Annotated in this window: 15 protein-coding genes and 1 pseudogene; 7 read left to right on the forward strand and 9 right to left on the reverse strand. The window is 60.2% G+C overall.

Annotation, left to right across the window (positions count from 1 at the left end; all coding sequences use genetic code 11):
• Window positions 1-143: 143 nt before the first annotated feature.
• A pseudogene (locus QCE48_RS19200) lies at window positions 144-838 on the forward strand (cation:proton antiporter).
• Window positions 839-2,278: 1,440 nt separating this feature from the next.
• On the opposite strand, the gene QCE48_RS19205 reads toward QCE48_RS19200, so the two are convergent.
• The 8 genes from QCE48_RS19205 to QCE48_RS19240 form a co-directional block, all read right to left on the reverse strand.
• On the reverse strand, window positions 2,279-2,665 hold the full coding sequence (locus QCE48_RS19205) for a response regulator (RefSeq protein WP_309788986.1): 387 nt from the start codon (window positions 2,663-2,665) through the stop codon (window positions 2,279-2,281).
• Between the two features lie 1,039 nt (window positions 2,666-3,704).
• The gene (locus tag QCE48_RS19210; protein WP_309788938.1) at window positions 3,705-5,477 is read right to left on the reverse strand and encodes a glycoside hydrolase family 15 protein; all 1,773 of its coding nucleotides are present in this window, start codon (window positions 5,475-5,477) and stop codon (window positions 3,705-3,707) included.
• A gap of 5 nt (window positions 5,478-5,482) precedes the next feature.
• Window positions 5,483-6,475, reverse strand: coding sequence for an SDR family oxidoreductase (locus tag QCE48_RS19215; protein WP_309788939.1), 993 nt, complete (start codon window positions 6,473-6,475; stop codon window positions 5,483-5,485).
• A 41-nt stretch (window positions 6,476-6,516) separates the two neighbouring features.
• A complete protein-coding gene (locus QCE48_RS19220; protein ID WP_309788940.1) occupies window positions 6,517-8,160 on the reverse strand; it encodes a GMC family oxidoreductase in 1,644 nt (547 codons plus the stop codon).
• Window positions 8,150-8,782 carry a gluconate 2-dehydrogenase subunit 3 family protein gene (locus QCE48_RS19225; RefSeq protein ID WP_309788941.1) on the reverse strand — a complete coding sequence of 211 codons (633 nt, stop codon included), beginning with the start codon at window positions 8,780-8,782 and terminating at the stop codon, window positions 8,150-8,152. The genes QCE48_RS19220 and QCE48_RS19225 overlap by 11 nt, the downstream gene beginning before the upstream one ends.
• The gene (locus tag QCE48_RS19230) at window positions 8,779-9,729 is read right to left on the reverse strand and encodes a hypothetical protein (protein ID WP_309788942.1); all 951 of its coding nucleotides are present in this window, start codon (window positions 9,727-9,729) and stop codon (window positions 8,779-8,781) included. The genes QCE48_RS19225 and QCE48_RS19230 overlap by 4 nt, the downstream gene beginning before the upstream one ends.
• Before the next feature lie 20 nt (window positions 9,730-9,749).
• Window positions 9,750-10,856 (reverse strand): enolase C-terminal domain-like protein, encoded by a 1,107-nt coding sequence (locus QCE48_RS19235; protein ID WP_309788943.1) that lies wholly within the window; start codon window positions 10,854-10,856, stop codon window positions 9,750-9,752.
• 4 nt (window positions 10,857-10,860) lie between these two features.
• Window positions 10,861-12,657, reverse strand: a complete 1,797-nt coding sequence (locus tag QCE48_RS19240; RefSeq protein WP_309788944.1) for a thiamine pyrophosphate-requiring protein — start codon at window positions 12,655-12,657, stop codon at window positions 10,861-10,863.
• 368 nt (window positions 12,658-13,025) lie between these two features.
• Here QCE48_RS19240 and QCE48_RS19245 point away from each other — a divergent pair, with 368 nt between their 5' ends.
• The gene (locus tag QCE48_RS19245; RefSeq protein ID WP_309788987.1) at window positions 13,026-14,336 is read left to right on the forward strand and encodes a chloride channel protein; all 1,311 of its coding nucleotides are present in this window, start codon (window positions 13,026-13,028) and stop codon (window positions 14,334-14,336) included.
• A gap of 45 nt (window positions 14,337-14,381) precedes the next feature.
• Here the strand turns inward: QCE48_RS19245 and QCE48_RS19250 are convergent, their stop codons facing one another.
• Window positions 14,382-14,798, reverse strand: a complete 417-nt coding sequence (locus QCE48_RS19250; protein ID WP_309788945.1) for a MarR family winged helix-turn-helix transcriptional regulator — start codon at window positions 14,796-14,798, stop codon at window positions 14,382-14,384.
• Window positions 14,799-15,055: 257 nt separating this feature from the next.
• Here QCE48_RS19250 and QCE48_RS19255 point away from each other — a divergent pair, with 257 nt between their 5' ends.
• The 5 genes from QCE48_RS19255 to QCE48_RS19275 are packed head-to-tail and all read left to right on the forward strand — an operon-like array spanning window position 15,056 to window position 21,196.
• A complete protein-coding gene (locus QCE48_RS19255; protein ID WP_309788946.1) occupies window positions 15,056-15,712 on the forward strand; it encodes a DUF4396 domain-containing protein in 657 nt (218 codons plus the stop codon).
• Window positions 15,713-15,765: 53 nt separating this feature from the next.
• The gene (gene coxB, locus QCE48_RS19260; protein WP_309788988.1) at window positions 15,766-16,773 is read left to right on the forward strand and encodes a cytochrome c oxidase subunit II; all 1,008 of its coding nucleotides are present in this window, start codon (window positions 15,766-15,768) and stop codon (window positions 16,771-16,773) included.
• Window positions 16,774-16,783: 10 nt separating this feature from the next.
• Window positions 16,784-19,384, forward strand: a complete 2,601-nt coding sequence (gene ctaD, locus QCE48_RS19265) for a cytochrome c oxidase subunit I (RefSeq protein WP_309788947.1) — start codon at window positions 16,784-16,786, stop codon at window positions 19,382-19,384.
• Window positions 19,384-19,860: a hypothetical protein gene (locus QCE48_RS19270; RefSeq protein ID WP_309794279.1), complete on the forward strand. Its 477-nt coding sequence runs from the start codon at window positions 19,384-19,386 to the stop codon at window positions 19,858-19,860. Before ctaD ends, QCE48_RS19270 begins: the two co-directional genes overlap by 1 nt.
• Window position 19,861: 1 nt before the next feature.
• Window positions 19,862-21,196 (forward strand): cytochrome c, encoded by a 1,335-nt coding sequence (locus QCE48_RS19275; RefSeq protein ID WP_309788949.1) that lies wholly within the window; start codon window positions 19,862-19,864, stop codon window positions 21,194-21,196.
• The last annotated feature ends 12 nt before the right edge of the window (window positions 21,197-21,208 follow it).

Consider the following 21,208-nt stretch of genomic DNA (forward strand, 5'->3'; position numbering starts at 1 on the left):
TCCTGGTCATTAGTGTTCACTTGTCCACCTATTCGTTAAGTGGACACGATGCTCCCAAGGCTGCTACATCGATTCAAGATGCCATCACCGGGCGCTTACTTTTATTTGGCGCCTTAATCTCGCCTACGGACCCGGTTGCCGTCATGGGGATCCTCAGGTCCGCTGGTGCACCCAAAAGTCTTGAAGTCGTGATAACGGGCGAGTCTCTCTTTAACGACGGCGTCGGGGTCGTGCTCTTTTCATTGCTGCTGGCCATGGCGAAGAGCGGTGCCGTTCCGTCACTCGGGACAGGCCTTTTTGCGCTCTTACGTGAGGCAGGTGGTGGTCTCGCGTTCGGCTGGGCGCTCGGCTACGGGCTCTTTCGGCTTCTGAGAGCGTTGACCAGTACCAGGTCGAAGTATTGCTCACGTTAGCGGCAGTGATTGGCGGATACGCGCTCGCCAATCACCTACATATTTCTGGTCCATTGGCGATGGTCATCGCCGGTGTAATGATCGGAAACCGCGGTCGGGTCCACGCAATGTCGGATACCACGCGCCGGTACGTTGACATGTTCTGGGAACTCATCGACGAAATATTGAATGCAGTGCTGTTCGTGCTCATCGGCATGGAGGTGCTACTTATTACGTTTCCTGGGCGCATCTTGCTCGCGGGCTTTGTCGCAACCGTGGTAGCCTTATCGGCAAGGCTGATGACGGTGGGTCTGCCAGTCGCCGCGATGAGTCACCTGGTTCACTTGCCGACAGGTTCGTGGAAAGTTCTTACTTGGGGCGGTTGCGCGGGGGAATTTCCGTTGCACTTGCATTATCGATTCCTCCCGACGACGCGCGCAACGTGATTCTTGCGCTCACCTATACCGTAGTCGTGTGGTCCATTCTTGTGCAAGGCTTGACCATTGCGCAAGTTGTGCGAAAAACCGTCGGCTTGCGCGATTAGGTCTTGTCGCTGCTTCGAGGATAAACTTTCTGCCTACTCGAATAGGCGCGGAAGCGAGACGAAGCGGGGTCGTGGGATGCTTAGACGGCTTCTACCATACGACAGAACCGCGCTGAGTCAAAGGAGGTGTTTCGTGCGGCAGGAGAAGCAGGGTGGCGGTCCCGAGACTGGCCAATCGTACGACGAAGAATATGGCCTGCACGGCGGCCTTGAAGTGTATCAGAGGCAAGCACGCCTGAACGCGCGCAAGCGTAAGGGCTATACGGCTCTTATGACTGTTGGAATTGTTCTGCTCCTCATCTCTTTTTTTGGAATTGTCGCTGCCTTTCGGTGGAGCGCGACTTTGGAAACTCCACCAGTTCCAACGAGCCTTCCAGTAAAACATGATCTGCGGGGCACCAGCCCGGCGCCGACCTGTCAAACCAGTTGCGCGTCGACAGAAATCTCGGAAACGCAACAGTAGAACGGGCAGATTGATGCACCGTGGGCCGGCGCTACTTTCTTTTGTTTCAGGATTGAGAAGTCCGCACGTATTGGGTGTTGAGATGAAATCGTTTGGTCTAGTGCTTCGAAAGCCAAACTTTTGGGAAATTACCCTGACAGCGGCGGGTTGCGCTTTGCTGCTAGCTATGATGCTCGGAGTGTGCTTGATTTTCGGTTACGCGCCCGATACAACAACCAAAATCGTGTTCTCTGTCTCCCTCGCATGGGGATCTTTGTGTAGCGCCTTCGGAGTCCGAATGCGGGAAGGGGAGCGCCACGTCTCGTTGCTCTTTGGAGGATGCGTTCTCGTTAATATCGTCGCTCTGGCCCTCTCTGGTGTGATCGCAAGCTGAGATTCGGCGTATGGGTGCGGATAGTATGGGATCGAGACCATGCGTTCTACCGGCAAGAATCGAGCAATATTGTGTCGCGCGCAAGCCATTGGTGCGCTCGGTCCCCGCCCGATGAGTCGCTGAGAAGTGGTGACGTGCACTGACGTCGGTGTAGCAATGATGGATGGCTGTCTAGCTAATGCGGCAGCGCGTGGCTGCCAGCGCGAAGTCTTGCTCCGAGCTAGCGGATTAGCAAAGGGAGCTTCGACACAAGTCAGAACTGACGCGCTTCATCGGATTTGCGATCGACACATTTCTATTATGAAGCGCGCACGGCAGGAAAAGGAAGGCTCGACATCGCTGTCGAGCCACGAAAGTGGAAATCGTGAAAGCGCTTTAAGCGAAGTGAAGCAATCGGGTGACGGGACTTGCATCCTATCTACGATATGACCGAGAGCGCGGTGCGCGGGACCAAAGCGGCGGCCCGCTTGGAACATGGGCATGGTTTCAACGTGTCCACGACGATGCTACCCGGTTGGTCTCTGGAGAAGCAAATGCCTTTTTTCAGGGTCTGCCGACAACGTCGTTTCAAAATCAGCCAATGCGACCGGCTTCAGTAGGTAGCCGTTGAAGCACCGCGGGTCGCTCCTCTGGACGACGTCAGCGTTCCCGGTAATGGCTATGATTGTCGCGTTGCGTGAAGGCCCTTCACTGCGGATGCGGTCACACACATCGCGTCCGTCGGCGTCGGGTAGTCCGATATCCAAGAAAATTCGGTCGAACCGCTGTACGGCCGTAAGCGCGAGACATTCGGCACCATCATGCGCAATAGCAGCGGTATGACCGACGCTGACGGCGATGTCCGCAAGTATTTCCGCACAAGCGCATGAGTCGTCGACGAAGAGTAAGTGCATAGCAACGCAGTTTTGAGTTGCCTCGGTTGCGGTCACCGACTCCAAAAGAAGTCGTTCCGGCGGGTCAAAATCCAGCAGATGGTCACTCGGTTAGCGTAGTGGTTACCGAGCAGAAAACCAAGAGCGGAGAAACCGACAGGCCGTGAGGGTGCGTCGCATGCGCCTTCCGAACGTGGACAAATGACCGCGCGGCGGCGGCGGGGAACCCCCTTTAATTCTATGCTGTTTGCGATAAGGGAACTGCATTCGCAAAAAAAAATGCGCGCGACGACGCCTACGCGGGAATTATCGATAACTTCTCGTGCGGTTGTCGCCGGTGCAGGAACGCCTGTCAATGCGTGCGGTCGGAGGCAGACGCCGCACTCGGCCTCGCAAGGTGTCTCTCGACGGGACGTGCGACCGCCCGATTGCGTGGCTGAAAAGGGATCCCGCCGGTACCCACCTCACAGCGCTACATCCCTACCGCGGAGATACACGGCGAACCTGCGGCTTCGTGGTCTAGTTTGTTCATGATGGGACGTTGACAAAATATTCCCGAGTATCGCCGCTTATTTTTGGAGTTCCGGAGCAAGCATAGTCGTTAAGTGAATGCCGAAGCCGGAACGGATTCGAAGTCTCCGGCTGGTTAGGGCAGTAGGATTGCAGTTGCGAACGGCTAAAACGAACATAAGCTGCGAGAGGCGCTCGCCCAAAACAAGCCTGAGAGTCCGTTGACCGGCATCCGCGCTGCGGCCGAGGGAAACGAACAAAGTGTCTCACCAGTACCTGCGAATAGTTTCCCCTACTGCGCGGAGCCGTGGTTGGCTCGCAGCGAGATTCGCAGAGACTGGACGCGGTTGTCGGTCGTCAGCCATTTATCGGTAAGTGCACGAACAACGAGTTCGGATACAACGAGACAGCAGAGGCGTTTCGCTCGTACCTACTCATCGAGATGGTGGGGCATGTCACGCACAGATATCTCCTGCTTTTGAGCCGCGCCTTTCAAGCTGCTATGGTCACATCATGCGGTTTCTCAATGAAGCGGGAGTCCGTTTGTAGGTCAGCCGCCGCCCCTTTGCAAAGTCGGCCCGCAGAGGCCAAGGGCGGTGTTGATTACCGCAAGGTGGGTGAGCGCCTGCGGAAAGTTGCCCGCGAGTTCCTTGCGTGGCGCGTTGTACTGCTCCGACAGCAAAGTGAGATCGTTGGCTAGTGCCAGCACCCGCTCAAATTGAGCGCGCGCTTCGACAGTGCGACCCTGCATATTCAAACAGTCGGCCATCCAGCATGAGCACGCCAGAAAAATGCTTTCATTGGGACCATCGTCGCGTTTCTTTCGCCGTCGAATGAGCCCGTCCTCCTCCAGCTCCCGGCGGATGGTTTCTATGGTCGCAGCCATGCGCGGATCGTCGGTTGGCAGAAAGCCGACGAGCGGCATCAATAGTAGACTGCCATCGAGCTCGTCACCGCCATAAAACTGAGTGAATGTGCCGAGCCCCTCGTTCCAGGCCTCGGTGTAGATTTCGTTGCGGATAGTGGCTCTCAGCTCGGCGAGCTGTTTGATGCGCGCCGACGTAGTGTCGTTCGACGATCGACGACGGATGAAGCGATCCAGGGCGACCCACGCCATGACGCGAGAGTACGTATAGTGCCTGGGCTTGGAGCGCGATTCCCAGATGCCCGAACCGGCCGTATTCCACACTGTTTCCAGATGTTCGACGATGCGTGTCTCGATGAGATCTTCCTGTTGGCTGGAAGGCAGGCCGCCGCGGCGGGCGACATCGAGACAGTCGATAACTTCGCCTAACACGTCTACCTGCTTTTGCTCAGCGGCCGCGTTTCCAATCCTGACCGGCGCCGCGTATCGATAGCCCTGTAACCAATCGACGGTCCGCTCGTGCAAGTGGCGACCGCCGTCCACTCGGTACATGATGCGGATATGCTCGGGGGACCCTGCGATCGCGCGCAATAGCCAATCTCGCCACGCGCACGCCTCGTCATGGAAGCCGGCGTTGAGCAAGGCGACAAGAGCGAAACAAGTATCGCGAAGCCAGCAGTACCGATAGTCCCAATTGAGAGACCCGCCCGGTGCCTCCGGCAGCGAGGTCGTCGGCGCGGCTATCATGGCGCCCGTGTCGCGATGAATGAGCGCCTTTAATGTGAGCAGGGAACGCCTGACCACGTGCGGCCAAGCGGTGCGAGTATTGTCGAACTGATCGATCCAGGCGCGCCAGTACTGCTGGGTCGTCAGGAGCGCCTGTTCGACGTTGATGCTGCTCGAACGGTGATCGGACGGACCGTACGCCAGGACGAAGCCGATCCTTTCGGTTTCGGTGATGATGAAATCGGCGGCGACGCTATCGCCCTCGATGAATGTCGGAACGTCGGCGTGTAGCACCACATGGTCTGGCCCGACCCACGCTTCTATTACTCCATCGGCCGAGGTGGTCCAAGGTGCTAGTGCGCCGTAGTTGAACCGCAGGCGTAAGCTCATACGCATCCGGATTGTGCCCCTGATCCCGACAACGAGCCGGACGACGGCATTCGACACATTATCGACCGGCAAAAAATCGACAATCCGCGCGACTCCGTCCGACGTCTCGACGTCCGTCTCCATGATCAACGTGTCGTCCTGATATCTTCTTTCTCTCGTAATCACAGCGCCGGCTGGAGCGAGTGACCAACAACCGTTCTCGGGTTCGCCGAGCAGCGCGGCCAAGCACGCGTCATCGTCGTAGCGCGGCCAGCAAAGCCAGTCGATTGATCCCTCACGGCTAAGAAGGGCCGCCGTCTGACCGTTTCCGAGAAGCGCATAGTCTTCGATTCGGCGACTCATGATGGTTAGCCTCTGCGTCGGGTTAGCAATGAGAGCACAGCTGCTGCTCCGATCCCTGTCAGCGTCCAGAAGACGGTCCGATGACGATCTGTGAACATCTCCCAACTTCGGCGTCGCGCCTCGCCGTCGAACCGCCCGTGCGCCGCGAAGTCGCCCGGTACCGGCTCGAACAGATTTTGAGGAGCATCAGCACGCACCGGTTCGTCCGTAAGTTGACCACTGTAACCCGAGCGTGCAAGATAACGATCGATCAGTGCGGGTGCGATGCGGTTGGCGAGAATCGCTTTCACCGTTGAGAACCCCACCCAGACCTGACGGCGCCGGTGCGTTGCCGCGAAGTAAATCGCCCTGGCCGCCACCTCCGGTTGATAAATCGGTGCAACGGGTCGTGCTCGTTTGCCCATCTTGTTGACCGACCATTCAAATTGCGGTGTATTGACCGCAGGCAGATCGACCATCGTCAGGTGAACTTTAAGACGGTCGTGAATGATCTCCGAACGCAATGAGTCGGTGAAGCCGCGAATGGCGAACTTGGCGCCGCAATAAATCGACTGCAACGGGACAGACCGATAGCCCAAGGCTGAGCCGACGTTGACTATCGTGCCGCGATCGCGCCGGCGCATGCGGGAGAGGGCCGCCATCATTCCGTGCACCTGCCCGAGATACGTCACCTTGGTGCCGCGCTCGATTTCCTCGGGCGTCAGGGAGGAGACCGGAGCAAACACCGTGGCCATGGCAACGTTGACCCATACGTCGATCGGCCCGAGCACGTCCTCGATATGTGTGGCGGCGTCCTCGACAGCCCGGGCGTCGGCGACATCGGTAGGTACAGCGACGACGCGCACGCCATGTGTGGATTCGATGCAGGCGGCGGCATGCTTCAAACGCTCGGGTTCGCGCGATAGAAGGGCAACATCGTAGCCGTGCCGCGCAAACTCTTCGGCGGTCGCACGTCCCACGCCCGCTCCGCCGCCCGTGACCACAGCGATTTTCGCCATCTTTGCCTCCCTTTTGAATCATCCATTGCGTCGCTCGTGCGCTACAACTCGCCACGTGCTGCCAGCGCCTCGATGCGATCAGCCGTGCGGAGCGCCACCGCCTGAATGGTCAGAGAAGGATTGACGCCGCCAACAGTGGGAAACACCGAGCCATCGCAAATCCAAAGATTGTCAACATCCCAACTCCGGCAGTCCATGTTGACGACGCTCATCGCCGGGTCATCGCCCATGCGCGCGGTGCCGTTCAGGTGGCACGTGTCGTCGGTTTCGCGCCAGACATCGCGCGCGCCGGCTGCTTCGAGTGCGACGCTCATGAAGTCGAGCGAATGCTTCACGAGCCGCTTGTCGTTGTCGCATAGCGAATACGTGATGCGCGGAACGGGCAGGCCGTACTGATCCTTTTCGTCGCTCAGCGTGACGCGGTTGCGTTCCTGCGGCATGGTTTCGCCGACGATCTTCAGGCCCGCCATATGGTTGTACTTCTGCATCTCGTCGAGCAGCGCCTGGCCCCACAGTCCACGCCCGGTTTGCGCATTGACCCAGGCAATCGGTAGCGGCCCCTGACTCATGTAGCAATAGCCGCCGAAAAAGTCCTTGCCCTTGTCCTCATAGTTCCAATGCTCGGTCATCGCGAGCGACGGCGGTCCCTTGTACCACCGCACTTCTTCATCCATCGTGCCCCAGACGGCCTGGTTAGTTTGCACCATCAGATTCTTGCCGACGAGTCCAGAACTGTTGGCGAGACCGTCGGGATAGCGCTCCGTCGCGGACATCAGCAAGAGACGCGGCGTTTCGATCGCATAGCCGGCGACCACGACGTTGCGCGCGCGCTGAAACTGCCATCGTCCCTCACGATAGTATTCGACGCCCGTCGCGCGCCCGTCATCGCCCATGACGATACGGCCGGCCATCGACAGGTCGCGTATCTCGGCACCCGCGCGCACGGCGCGCGGAATCCAGGTAACGAGCGCGCTTTGCTTGGCGTTGGTCGCGCAACCCGACACGCAGAAGCCGCGATACACGCACGGATGCGCGTCGCCACGCGGCGCGGACAGCGTCGCCAGCGGCGTGGGCGTCCAGTCGATGCCGAGCGCCTCGCAGCCGCGCGCGAGGACGAGCGCCGCCGCATTCAGTTCGTGCGGCCGATACGGATAACGCGGCCGCTTGGGTCCCCACGGATAGCTGAGCGGCCCGGATATCTTCAGCGCCTGTTCGACCTCAGCGTAATAGCGCCACATTTCCCGCCAGTCGAGCGGCCAGTCCGCGCCATAGCCCAGCAAGCTGCGGGCTTTGAACCATTCGGGCCGAAAGCGCAGCGACACCATCGCGAAGTGCACGGTGCTGCCGCCGATGGCGCGGCCGCTGTTGTTGTTGCCAAGCTTGAGCGGCGTTTCGCCGTCACAGATGCGGTCGTCGGTCCAGAAGAGCTTGGACTGATGCGTCTCGTCCGATGCGAACTCTTCAAGTGGACGCCACCACGCGCCTGCATCGAGCGAGACGACCTTGAAGCCCTTCTCCGCGAGACGGCATGCGAGCGTGCCGCCGCCCGCGCCCGTCCCGACGATGAGGAAATCGACCGCTTCGTCGTTGGAATATTCGCGCATCGGAAGCCACGCGCCTTCGTGCAAGACATCGGGTGCGCGCCCGTTCTTGCCGCGCGGGATATGCATGGCGTCATCGGACACGGCGGTTCTCCTTGTCGGCCTTCGCCTCCTGGCCTGGCTTCGCTTCCGCCGCTTCCCATGGATCACGCCGATTTGCCACCATGCGCACATAGCCTCGCGGATTCGCCGGTCCTCCGAATCCGATCTCGCTCCACGCATGAGGATGCGAGTAATAGGCGCCGCAGATATCGTGCAGCACGCGCTTTGAAAAGAACAGCGCGCTCGGCATGCCTTGCCAGGCGTCACTCTTGAGCTCACCTTCCTGCATTTGCTTGATTAACGCATGTTGCGCGTTGCGCTCGATGCTTCCAAACGGCAAGTCGTGATGCGCGCGGCTTTGCGCATCGAGTGCGGCCAGGCCAATTCGCCATGCATCGGGCATCGACGGCAGGCGCGCATCGCGGTAGCCATCGCCGATGCCGGTCATTAATTTCTCGTCGAGCAACGCGGCGAGCGGCACCGCGTTCTGCGGGACGATGCATGCGCATAGCGCGCACACGGCCTTCCATTGAACGGCATCGAAGAAGCGCGGATCGTGCGGCGTCTTCAGACGTTGATCGATGACTTCGCGCGTCTTGTCGTCCCAGGACGGTGTATCGTGCTTCGACAGCACGTCGTAGCCGGGGTAGCGTGGCAGATTCATCGCTCGGTCTCCCTCAGACGGAGCGCCGCGAGTCCAGCGAGCGCTAGCGCCGAGAAACTCGGCGGTGCGGGCAACGGTGGCCCGTTGAACAGGTTCTGGCTCCAATTGCGCCAGCCACCCTGATTGCGCGCGACGCCCCGCGCATGAAAGGCCACGCCGATGAAGCCGAGCGCCGTCGTCACGCGCAGCCAAAAGCGTGTCAACGCGCGCGGGAACCAACGCGAACCGGGGGCGACGAGGGCTGAATTCGCAAGCAATGCGGCGGCGACCGGCGAAATCACGATGGGCGCATACATCGCCGGATTCTGGAACGAGCCCCGAAAATGCAGCAGCGCGACTTCACCCAGCGTGCCGACGAGTCCCGCACTCGTCAAGAGGGCGAGCGCCTGTCCCGCAGGCATGCCGAGCAGACGCGGTTCATGCGCGGGCTCGTCGCGCAGGCGCTCGGCGGCCGCGCCCAGCGCGCCCGACAGAAGCAGGGCCATCGGCGCGCCGACAGGTGCGGCATAGAAGAAGTTATGCCAGCTGAGTCGGCCAGGACGCTTGGTGATGTTGTACAGATGGAAGCCCGTGCCCGCGACCCCCGCGAGCGCCGCGCTGATGAAGACCGCATCGCGCACAGAGTGACGTTGGGCTGCGCGGTCGTGTCCGCCATGCATTCCCGCAAGCAGCGACGCCACCGACACGATCAGGGGCGTATACATCGCCGGATTGTCGAACGATCCGCGATAGTGCTCCATCGCACTGTCCGCGAGCACGGAAAGCGCGAGCAAGGCCGAGCTGCGGTTGAACGTGCGCGCGGTGTCGATATGCGTCTGCCTCGTGCTGCTCGAGTTTCGCGTGTTCTGGCCCAGCTGCGCGCGCTGTCGTACATGCTTCCGGATCCCGAGCGCAATGCCAGCTGCCGCGACGCCACAGGCGAGGGCGAGTGTGCTTGGCTTGTTCATCGTGAGGAGGTGGTCTCAATTCAGACGGCAAAACGCTGCGCGTCCACGTGTTTAAAATCAAGCCCGCAGCCGGGGCGTGAGAGGTCGGGCGCCATCGCGCCGTCGATCGCGCGCGGCGCACCATCGAACAACATCTGTTCAATACGAACGTGATCATGGAACCATTCCTGATGCCGCAAGCGCGGCGCGGCGCACGCGACATGCAGATGCAGCGACGGTGCGCAATGCGCCGAGAGCGGCACGTGAAACGCATCGCAGAGCGCGGCGACGCGCATGAAACTCGTGATGCCGCCGCAACGCGTGACATCGGCTTGCAGGACATCGACGGCTTCGTGCTGCAACAGCGCGCGGAAATCGTCGAGCGTGTAGCCATACTCGCCCGCCGCCAATTCGATGCGGGCGGGCATCGCATTGCGAAGGAGCGCTAGACCCGTGAGGTCGTCCGATGAAACCGGCTCTTCGAACCATGCGACATGCTGCTCTTCGAATACCTGTGCACAATGCAGCGCCGCCTTGCGGTCAAGCGCGCCGTTGGCATCGACGAAAAGGCCTGCATACTCGCCGATTGCCTCTCGCGCCACGCGCACGCGATGCGGATCGCGCACGGGTTCGCTGCCGACTTTGATCTTGACCCAGCGGCATCCATCGTTATGCACCCAGTGCGCTAGCTGATCACGCATGTCGTCGTCGGTATAAGTCGTGAAGCCCCCGCTGCCATAGAGCGGCACGCGATCGCGCACAACGCCGAGCAGCCGCGCGAGCGGCATGTCTAAAAGGCGCGCCTTCACGTCCCACAAGGCGCAATCGAGCGCGGATATCGCGGTGGCGGCGATGCCCGAGCGGCCGATGTTACGCACGCGTTGCTGCATGCGTTGCCACAGTGCGTTGATATTCCACGCGTCGTCACCGATGAGCATGGGCCCGAGCGTCGCATCGATCAGCTTCGCGACGCTCGCGTCGTTGTACGTGTAGCCGATGCCGCTCTTGCCCGCCGCGGTAACTTCCACGAGCACCAGCGTCGTCGAGTCCCACGCAAACGTGCCGTCGGCTTCGGGCTTGTCGGTAGGAATCGTGTACGCGCGGGTTCGAATCGCTTCGATCGGCGCTTCGCGTCTGGTGATGAGCATCGCGTTACTTGTTATGGTGCCCGGGAAGCACCGCACCCAGCACTTGCTTTGCAGTGTCGATGAGCACGTTGCCTTCGTTCGGATCGCCCTTGATGAGGGTCGTCGCAAACGCCTTCGCCTGTTTGAACGTGATGTGCGGCGGCAGCGGCGGTACGTTGGGATCGGCCTTCACTTCGATGACGACCGGACGATCCGAGGACAACGCCTCGTCCCACACCGCCGCCATGCGTTCGGCATCGTCGACGTACAAGCCCTTCAACCCGATCAGCTCCGCGAACTTGTGATACGGCACGGACGGAATATCCTGCGATGCCTCGAACTTCGGATCGCCGTTCATCACGCGCTGTTCCCATGTGACCTGATTCAGATCGGAGTTGTTGAGCACGAGGCAGATCCAGCGCGGATCGGACCACTGCTTCCAGTATTTCGACACCGTGATGAGCTCGGCCATGTTGTTCATCTGCATGGCACCATCGCCGACAAGCGCGATCACGGGTCGTTGCGGATGGGCAAACTTCGCCGCGATCGCATACGGCACGGCTGCGCCCATCGAGGCGAGTCCACCCGAGAGCGAACACATCATGCCGCGCTTCACTTTGAGGTCGCGTGCATACCAGTTCGCGCATGAGCCCGAATCGCTGGTGACGATGGCATTCGCCGGCACGCGCGGCGACAGTTCCCACACCGTGCGCTGGGGGTTGACGCCGCCCTTTGCCGGTTCCAGCGCACGCTTTTCGAGCGTCTTCCACCAGTCGTCAAGCCAGCTTTCGATGTCCTTGCGCCATGCCCCGTCGGGTTTCTGCTGCAATAAAGGCAGCAGCGCGCGCAAGGTCTCGACGCTGTTGCCTACGAGATTCACTTCCATCGGATATCGAATGCTGAGCATGTCCGCTTTGATGTCGATCTGCACCCCGCGCGCTTGTCCTTCCTTTGGCAGAAACTCCGAGTACGGAAAGCCCGAGCCGATCATCAGCAGCGTGTCGCATTCGGTCATCATCTTGTAGCTCGGCTCGGTGCCGAGCAGGCCGATGGAACCGGTCACGTAGGGCAGATCGTCGGGCAATGCGGCCTTGCCGAGCAGCGCTTTCGCGACGCCCGCGCCGAGCTTGTCGGCGACGGCGATGACTTCATCGGTGGCCTCCAACGCGCCAGCGCCGACGAGAATGGCGACCTTCTTGCCTGCGTTGAGCAGGTCGGCTGCAAACTGCAAGTCTTCGGAATAAGGGACCACCTTTGGTGCGCGATATCCCACGCCCGAATGCAGCGTGCCGTGCTTGCGCGCGGGCGGTTCGTATTCGAGGTCCTGCAGATCGTTCGGCAGCACGAGCGCCGTCACCTTTCGCTCGGACAGTGCAATGCGCACCGCACGATCGATTAGATGCCGAATCTGGGCCGGCACGGCGGCTTGTTGCACGTAGGCGCCTGCGACGTCCTTGAGCATTGCAGGGAGATCGAGTTCCTGTTGATAGTGGCCGCCGAGCGCTGCGCGCGCCTGTTGCCCGACGATCGCGAGCACGGGCATGTGATCGAGCCGTGCATCGTAAAGGCCGGTAATGAGATGCGCCGCACCCGGTCCCGATGTGGCGATGCATACGCCCAGCTCGCCCGTGAACTTCGCATGCGCCGATGCCATGAACGCAGCCATTTCTTCATGGCGGGCCTGAATGAATTCGATCTTGCCACCCGCGCGATTCATCGCGCCGAAAACGCCGTTAATGCCGTCGCCGGGGTATCCGAAGATGCGGCGCACGCCCCATGCGTGCAGACGTTCGATCAGGAAATCTCCTACGGTCGCGGCCATGGCATTTCTCCAGAAGGCGCTAGCTCTGTATTGCGCAGCGGGGTGCGCAAAATCGCCCGTTGTTTGTCACGAAGGGTTCCGCTGGGGCGCGCAATAGTTGTGCCCCCGCCGCAAGATATGCCCGCCGGCGCCCGATCGCCCATACACCCTGAGGCGTGGCGCCCTGAAAGAACAATAATGCCGTCAAACCCCAAGAAGCACCGGCGCCGGGCCAACGCCTGCAGCACGTTTGCCGCGGCTTACGGCCACTTGACGAGCGTCGGACGCGAGACTTACAGCTGCCACCCAACGGAGACCAAAGTTTTTTGAGGCATGAAGCCGGAGTTTTTTATGTCACAATGTGCCAAAATTTCAACGTATGCGTATTTATGCGCTTCCCTCGATGGCTTGACAAGGAAATGGTGCTCCGGGGCAGGCGACTCTGGTTGCATTACGGCGTCTTCTGGCTGGGAGCGATTGCAACCGGACTTGCTGCGGTGCTTTATGCGCGCTTGATCGACTTCGGCTACGCGACTTTCTTGCGCTTTACCACGCAATTCTGGTGGTTGCCTCTGGTGCTGACGCCATCGGTCACCGCAGCAGGTGTCTGGATCACTCAACGATGGTTTCGTGGCGCCGAAGGCAGTGGCATACCGCAAGTCATCGCAACACTTCATGGCAGCCGTGAACTCGGCCCACGGTTGCTGAATCTGAGAATTCTAGTGGGCAAGATTGCGCTGTCTTTCTTGTCAATACTCGGAGGACTCACGATCGGGCGCGAGGGTCCGACCATTCATGTGGGCGCGTCTCTGATGTTCAGCCTTCGCTGCCTTTATCCGGCGCGCCTTAGGAGGATGGGCGGATCGAGCCTTGAGCATCGTCTGGCGCTTGCAGGCGCTGCGGCGGGCCTTTCGGCCGCCTTTAACGCGCCGCTTGCAGGCGTCGTGTTCGCTATTGAAGAACTCACCCGAAGCTTCGAACAGCGCACCAGCGGTGTACTGATTACAGCCATCATCTTCGCCGGCGTCGTTTCCCTCGGCCTTCAGGGAAATTACACCTATTTCGGATCGATCGATGTAGGTAGCCGTTTTCCAAATCTTCTGGCTGCTGCCGTCGTGCTCATTGGTATCCTGGCGGGCGTCCTCGGCGGCACCTTCTGCTGGATCCTGCTCAATACGCGCCGATGGATGCCTGGATGGGTGCTTGTCTGGCGTGGGCGCCATCCGGTACTTTTCGGGGGCGTTTGCGGGTTGTTGGTTGCCATCATTGGTGTTGCGACGGCCAATCACACGTTCGGCAGCGGGTACGCTGAAGCGCGCGGCATGCTGGAGGGCCGCGTCGTGCTCGGGGCCGAATACCCGCTACTCAAAATGATTTCAATGATCGGGTCATATCTGCCGGGCGCGCCCGGCGGGCTGTTTGCTCCTTCTCTGGCAATCGGCGCCGGAATTGGGAACGCCGTGCACCTGGTCTTTGGGCAAATGCAGTTGTCGATGCTCATCGCCCTTGGGATGGTTGGCTACCTCGCGGCCGTGACGCAGAGCCCCATTACAGCTTTTATTATTGTTATTGAAATGATCAATGGTCATGCGCTAGTCATTTCATTAATGGCGACTGCGCTGATCGCCAGCAGAGTGTCAAGGCTATTTGCACCTCCGCTCTACGAGGCGTTGGCAAAGCGATATCACTCCGGCGGATGAGCTCGCATTAAGGACGCCATGCTGGACTGGGCTGGCCAGATAATGTCACACGTTGCCGGCTAGCCAGCCAAAAGTCTGTATTTCCGTAAGGTGGAGCGACGCGAGACGCAGCAGGCATTGTTCGCCTTGCCGTGTCAGATGCACTTCGACTTGGCGGCGGTCTAATTCCCCGGTCTTGCGCGCGACGAGCCCGGCTAGTTCGCATCGACTGACTAGGGCAGCGGTGCCGTTGGGCGCCGCTTGAAGTCGCTCGGCCAGTTCGCCTACCGTCGCCCACGATCGTCCGGGCATCCCGCGCACGTGCAAAAGCAACTGGTATTGAAGGGGCGTGATACCCGCCGCCTGTGTGATTTCCTCGGAATAGCGAAGGAACTTTCGTAACTGATATCGGAAATTGGACATGGACTCCAAGTCCTTCTTCGACGGCAAACCCTTCTTGCTCGGTGCTTTTCTCTGACTCATACGGAATTTTCGATTGCAAGGGAATCCATTAGCCTCTGTCGTCGCTCGGGCACCTGCTTGCACGACGGTAGGAATGCCACGCCGATCGACTTTTGCGCAGAATGTAGCATGATGTGCCAGTCTCGGGGTCGCAGATGCTGGCGACTGACCACGGTTCCTACTCGGAATAGCGATTGCTAGGGAAGCCGAACGCGGTGCGCCGCAAATGTCCAGGCGGAAGCAGGCGTCGGTCTGACATGACAACGGAGAACCCTACGATGCAACCGATCTGGGCAATGCTGCCGGCAATCTGGCTCACCGTCTCTTTGGTGTCAGCCTTGGTCGCCGTGTTCGACATCTGGTTCGCCGGTCATCATCAAAAGATGGCCATCATGTCTGTCGTGTGGCCATTGACCATGCTGTACTGGGGACCTATCGGGCTGCTTTTCTACTTTTCATTTGGCCGTCGCGGCTCCGATAAACAGGATCATGAGCCGCCGATGTGGCAGGCCAGTTTCCTCGGTGCAACGCACTGTGGTGCCGGATGCGCGCTTGGGGACTTCATCGGAGAATGGCTGGCATTTGCGCTGACGCTGACAATTGCGGGTTCCGAACTTACCGGACGGCTCGCCGCCGCCTTTATCCTGGCTTACTTCATCGGCATCGCCTTCCAGTATTTTTCAATCGCACCGATGCGCGGGCTGGGGCTACGCGATGGCGTCATCGCAGCGGTGAAGGCTGACACGCTTTCGCTGATCGCCTATGAAGTCGGCATGTTTGGCTGCATGATTGCTTTCGCGAAGCTTGCTTCTCCGCTGAAACCAACGGACGCCGGTTATTGGGTGCGTATGCAGATCGCAATGGTGGCTGGCTTTGCGACAACGTACCCCGTGAACTATTGGCTGATCCGGCGTGGCATCAAGGAGAAGATGTGACTGGTATGCGTCGACTTCCTGCGTGGATCCGCTGGCTTGGTGCGCATTGCACGATGGCATGGCTCCAGTCGAGCGCATGGGCAGATGCGGGCGCACCGAGTGGCAGGGAGTCGGTCGTCAGCGGTGAGACTCCGCTCGCGTATTTCCTGCGCAGCAAGGGACCTGCTGCGCATGCCGTGCTGCGCCTTAACTGGACACTGACCGCCATCTGCTGTCTGGTCTGCGTGATCATCGCATTGATGCTAATGGTCGCGATGTTTCGGCGCCGCAAGACGACTGACCCTCGCGCACTCGAATCGAAAAGCGGACTTACCCTCGTCTATGTCGGTAGCGCCGTCTCGACAGTGGCGCTGCTCGGCATCGCGATCTATATGCTCGTTGTGCTGGCTGAGGTGGCCGATCCGCCGCGCGAGCCAGCACTGACCGTAACGGTCACATCCTATGACTGGTGGTGGAAGGTGGATTACGGCGATGGCCCCGGTCACTTCACGACCGCGAATGAATTGCATATTCCCGTTGGCGTGCCTGTGCTCGTGCAGCTCAAGAGCGCCGACGTGATCCACGCCTTCTGGGTGCCCGAACTGTCCGGCAAGACACAGGCAATTCCCGGCGTCGTGAACCGACAGTGGATTCAGGCGGACCGTCCAGGCATCTTTCGCGGCCAGTGCACGCAGTATTGCGGCGTGCAGCATGCGCACATGGCGTTCGAAGTGTATGCGCAGCCCCAGGCTGAATTCGCGGAATGGGCGGCCGCGCAACAGTCTTCGTCGCCCGCGCCCGCCACGGTTCAGGCCGTGCGCGGCGCAAAGCTTTTCGAAGAGCGCTGTGCGGGCTGTCATACGGTGCGCGGCAGCCGGTCCGCAGGAGTGCAGGCGCCCGATCTCACTCATGTGCTGTCACGCCGTCTGATCGCGGCAGGCACGGTCTTGAATACGCCAGAGAACCTGATGGACTGGGTTCAGCATGTGCAGGAGATCAAGCCCGGTACGCTCATGCCCGACATGAAGTTTTCGCCCGCAGAAGCGGGCGACATGTCGGCGTATCTCGCTACTCTCAGGTAAGGAACACACGATGTCCGCGACGAGTGATCGCAACATTGGGCAGTCCGGTCGGGTCGCTTTTCGACGGGAGCCTGAATTCGGCCGCGTGCCGGAAGGCTCCGAAGCCGAGAAGCGTCTGCGCGAGATATGGGAGGGCGAACCGGGCTGGCGCGGCTTCATCACGACGGTCGATCATAAGAAGATCGGCCTGCGCTATATCGTCACCGCATTCATCTTTCTGATGATCGGCGGCGCTGAGGCGCTGCTCATGCGTCTGCAGCTCGCACGCCCGAACGAAACGCTGCTTTCGCCGGAGCAGTATGCTCAGCTCTTCACGATGCACGGCGTGACGATGATCTTCCTCTATGCCTTGCCCGTGCTGAGCGGCTTTGCCAACTTTCTCTGGCCGCTCATGCTCGGCTCGCGCGACATGGCGTTTCCGCGTCTCAATGCGCTGTCATACTGGGTCTTCCTGTTTGCCGGCGTCTTCCTGTATTGCAGCTTTCCTTTCGGTGAAGCGCCCAACGCTGGCTGGTTCAACTACGTACCGTTTTCGTCGCTCGAATACAACCGCGGTCCCAATATCGATGTGTATTCGCTTGGGATGGTATTGCTCGGCATCTCGACGTCGGTCGGTGCCGTCAATTTCGTCGTGACGCTGTTTCGCATGCGCGCGGTAGGCATGTCGGTGGACCGCCTGCCGATCATCGTGTGGGGCACGCTTACCATCTCCTTTGCCAATCTGCTCGCCGTGCCGGCGGTAAGTCTTGCGTTCTTCCTGCTATGGATGGATCGCAACATCGGCACGCACTTCTTCGATGTGGCCGCCGACGGGCGCCCGCTGCTCTGGCAACACCTGTTCTGGATGTTTGCGCATCCGTGGGTGTACGTCGTCGTGCTGCCAGCAATGGGTATCGTGTCCGATGCGCTGCCCACCTTCAGCAGACGTCCGCTCGTCGCCTATGCAGCGGTGGCCATGTCGACGGTAGCGACGATGATCATTGGCTTCGAGGTATGGATTCACCACATGTTCGCGACCGGTATCGCGCCGCTCGCGCTTGCGTTCTTCGGCGCGGCGAGCGTGCTTATTTCGATTCCCAGCGCGGTCGCCGTGTTCGCATGGATCGCGACGATGTGGACCGGACGCCCAGTCTTCACCGTGCCGTTTCTTTACTTCGCCAGCTTCGTACTGATGTTCGTGGTCGGCGGCGTATCGGGCGTCATGACGGCGGCCGTCCCGCTCGACTGGCAACTCAACGAGACGTACTTCGTGGTGGCGCATCTGCATTACGTGCTGCTGGGCATCAATGTCTTTCCGGTATTGGGCGGCATCACCTACTGGTTTCCGAAGTTCACCGGCCGTCTGATGAACGAACCGTTAGGGAAGATCGCATTCTGGATCGTCTTTGTCGGCTTTAATCTCGGCTTCTTTCCGATGCATATCTCGGGCCTGCTCGGCATGCCCCGACGGATCTACACCTATCCAGAGGGAATGGGATGGGATACCTCGAATCTCATCACGACAATCGGTTCGTTCCTGCTGGCGATCGGCGTGCTGCTGTTCGCGGTGAACGCGCTGGTATCGGCGCGGCGCGGGCGAAAAGCACCGCCCAATCCATGGGATGCACCGGGCCTCGAGTGGTCGGTCGCTTCGCCACCACCGCCGTATAACTTTGCGGTCCTGCCGATCGTCGAGTCGCGTCATCCGATGTGGGAGGATCGTCTGCAACCGTCGGGGCGGCATTCGAGTCTGGAGCAGGGCTATCTACTGCATCAGGGCCGCGAATCGCTCGGCGTTCATCCTTTCACCGGCAAGCCCGATGTCATTCTCAAGATGCCGGACGATGCATGGTCTCCGTTCTTTCTCGGGCTCTTCGCGGCCCTGATGTTTCTCGGCCTGCTGCTACGATCGCCGTCGTTCGCAGCACTCTCATTCGCCGCCTGCGGGGCGACGCTGATCGCATGGATGTGGCCGCGCCGATCGCTTGCGCAACGCGAGCCGCCGACACCGAAACAGACCGTGCCCGCGAGAACGGTCGAGAAAAAGGACGTTCTTCCTGTAGGCAGTGCCGGCGAGCACTCGGGCGGATGGTGGGGCGTGCTCGCGCTGGTCGTGACCGAAGCCAGCCTGTTCGGTTATCTCATCTTCAGTTACTTTTACTCGCAGTCGCAGACGCAAATGGCGTGGCCGCCCGAAGGCATGCCCAAGATCGGTGTCGGTGGTCTGAGCACGGGCGTCCTCATACTGAGCAGCGTCTTTGCGTGGCTCGCCGAGCGAACGCTCAGAAAGAGCCGCAAGTGGAGGGCATTCGCCTGGATGATCGGCGCCATCGTGCTCGGGTGTCTCTTCGTCGGCATACAGCTGAAGGAATGGCATGACCATCCTTACGGCATCACCGCGCATTTGTATGGATCGTTGTATTACACGATCACCGGTTTTCACCTAGCGCACGTCCTGGTCGGACTGGTCATTCTTGTCTTGCTCGCGCTGTGGATCGCGCTCGGCTATTTTGACGCGGAACGCAATGCGCCGATGCGGATCGGCGGTCTCTACTGGCACTTTGTCGACGTCGTATGGCTATTCATCTTCACGTCGCTTTACGTGACACCGTTTTGGCTTAGGGGCCAGTAATGGCGCAAGGCTCCGTATCCGCAGAGGAACGGCTCACGCAAGCCGAAAAGCGCCGCCTTGGAATCTGTGCCGGCGCAGGCTTCTTTTTTTCGCCCGGCGCGTGGCTGCTCCAGGTAATCGTCTCGGAGACGGTCTCCGCCCAAACCTGCGACGTGACGACGCCACTCAAGGACCCGGGTGTGTCGCATATGCACGGGTGGCTCTACGGCACATCCACCGTGGCGCTGGCGATATCTGTTGTCTGTGCGGCGCTGTCGCTTTACGGGCTTCTCTTCCTGCAAAAGAAGCTCAAGCGCATTAAGGCGCGAGGCAGGGATGGCGAATCGCGTAATCCCCCTCCACGCGAGGAGGAGGAAATCAGCCGAATGCGCTTTATCGCGCTGTGCAGTGCATTGATCGGCTGTGGCTTTGTGGTCGGACTCCTGTTCACGATTCTTGCAGAAGTGTTCCTCGTCTCCTGCAGTCAATGGCATTGATATGAACGCGCCGAGAAGCTTGCGATGTGTTACCGCTTCGATGTTGTTCGCCACGCTACATGCCCTTGGCGGATGCAGCGGAAGTGCCGACGACCATCTGCCTGCCAATATCAATGCGCAGTCGCCGGTGACGAGCGACCCGAAGCTCGTGGCGCGCGGCGAATATCTTGCGAAGCTAGGCGACTGCGCGGCCTGTCACGATGCCCGGGACCATACGTCGCTCGGCGGCGGCATGCCGGTGAATTCGCCGTTCGGTCCCATCTATGGCAGCAACATCACGCCGGACCCGGTGTTCGGCATCGGACGTTACACGTTAAAGCAGTTCTCTGATGCGATCCGCTATGGCAAGCGCCGCGACGGCAAGCGGCTATATCCGGCGATGCCTTATCCGTCTCTCGCGAACATGACCGACGACGATGTGACTGCGCTCTATGCCTACCTCATGCACGGGGTGAAGCCCGCGGCGAAGCGGGCACCTGAAACGCATCTGCCGTTTCCGTTCAATCAACGCTGGGGAATGCTGCTCTGGTCGTTCGCCTTCGGCAATCGAGAGCAGTATGAGCCCGATCCACAGCAAAGCGCCGGGTGGAACCGCGGCGGCTACATCGTCCAGGGGCTCGGGCATTGCGGCGCCTGTCACACGCCACGCGGTCCGGCATATAACGAGCTGGGCTACAGCGAGAAGTCACCGCAATACCTGACCGGAGGCGTCAACGACAACTGGTTCGCGCCCAATCTCACCGGCGATTCAGGCAGCGGTCTCGGCCGATGGTCGCAGCAGGACATCGTGAACTTCCTGCGCACCGGGCATGGTGCCGGCGCGATCGCGTTCGGCGCAATGGCGCCGGTTGTGGAAGACAGCACGCAATACATGACCGATGCCGACCTCCATTCGATTGCCGTGTATCTTAAGTCATTACCACAAAGAAATATCTACGGCAGCTTTGACAACAACGCACACGCACGCGTGCAGACCGCACGCAGTCTCGATACGGGGGAAGTGGAACGCCACGGCGCCGGCATCTATCTGTCCTTCTGCGCGCGTTGTCATCAGGCAGACGGGCGCGGTCAACCGGGCAAGACGGCCGCGCTGGCAGGCAACTCGATGGTGCTGTCGGACGATCCGACGTCCGTGATGCGCATTGTCATTGAGGGCAGTAAAAGTCCGACGACCGGGACCGGCCCTGCACCGCAAAAGATGCCGGGTTTCCACGGCCAGTTGGCGTCAACGCAAATTGCGCAGGTAATCAGCTTTGTGCGGGGCACATGGGGCAACCATGCGAGTCCCGTGTCCGACCGCCAGGTCGAACGGCTGCGATCTAAAATTCATCAGTAGGGTCAGTAACCT

It is taken from the genome of Caballeronia sp. LZ024 (assembly GCF_031451455.1).
GTDB classification, from domain to species: Bacteria; Pseudomonadota; Gammaproteobacteria; order Burkholderiales; family Burkholderiaceae; genus Caballeronia; species Caballeronia telluris.